General features: G+C 64.0%; 1 protein-coding gene. It reads left to right on the plus strand.

Annotated features, from left to right (window positions below; all coding sequences use genetic code 11):
- Positions 1–998, plus strand: a 998-nt coding sequence (gene tnpC, locus QTH97_RS36920; protein ID WP_286573751.1) for an IS66 family transposase, incomplete at its 5' end; no start/stop codon positions are given.
- Between the last annotated feature and the right edge of the window lie 176 nt (positions 999–1,174).

The following is a 1,174-nucleotide window of genomic DNA, read 5'->3' on the forward strand; positions in this document are numbered from 1 at the left end:
GGGTCATCACGGGCAAGTACCAGTTCGGCATGCCGCTGTATCGCACGGCCGTGCTGCTGCGCCGCTTCGGCGGCAACATCGTGAGCAATACGCTGGCTGCCGGGGTCGTTCCTATCGGACTGGCCGTGCAACCCGTCATCAATCTGCTGCGCGATCACCTGCTGGACTCGGACCTGATCTATGGCGACGAGACCACTGTGCAGGTGCTCAAGGAGCCTGGGCGCAAGGCGCAGACGAAGAGCTACATGTGGGCGCAGATGAACGGCAGCGGGCCGCCGGTGCGCTTGTTCGCATATGCGCCCGGGCGCGGCGCCATGCATGCCGAGAAGCTCTATGCCGGAATCCGGCGCGGGGCCACGTTCGTGAGCGATGGATACCAGGTCTATGACGGCATCGCTGCGGACCACGGGCTGACGCACCTTGGATGCTGGGTTCACGCGCGCAGACCCTTCGTCAAGGCTGAGGAGGCGATCCCGAAGGCAGCCCGGTCACCGGACCAGCTGGCCACACGGTTCGTCAAACTCATTGGCAAGCTCTACCGCGCCGAGGCGCGAGCCGAGAAGTGGTCGCCGCAGCGCCGCGGGCGGCTGCGCAAGCGCTACAGCGCCTCGGTGGTGGCCAACATCGAGCAACTGCTGCTCATGAATCTGCACGCCGTCGCGCCAACGAGTTTGCTGGGCGAGGCCCTGCACTACCTGCACGGGCAGTGGCCCAAGCTCATCCGCTTCCTGGAGAGCGACACTTGGCCGCTGGACTCCAACCCGGTGGAGAACGCGATCCGTCCGTTCGTCGTTGGAAGGAAGGGATGGTTGTTCGCCGACACCGTGGGCGGTGCCAACGCGAGCGCCAACCTGTACTCACTCATCGAGACGGCAAAGGCAAATGGGATTGAGCCATACCGCTATCTCTTGGCCCTGTTCAAGAGGCTGCCACTGGCGCAGACAGCGGACGACTACGAGGCACTGCTGCCCTGGAACATCGCCCTTCCAGCCGCCTAGACAGTCACAACACGTCGGTCATGCCGAGCGCAAGGGCGCGGTTGAATGACGGCTTACAGCCAAACTGACCCTGCCTCGTTTCCACGTACAGCAAGTCATGCAGCCAAGAGGCTGCGCTCCATTGTGACCGGGGCGAGGTATCCGATGGCCGTGTGCATGCGCACGCGGTTGTAGAA

The sequence above is a fragment of the Variovorax gracilis genome (assembly GCF_030317115.1).
GTDB classification, from domain to species: domain Bacteria; phylum Pseudomonadota; class Gammaproteobacteria; order Burkholderiales; family Burkholderiaceae_C; genus Variovorax; species Variovorax gracilis.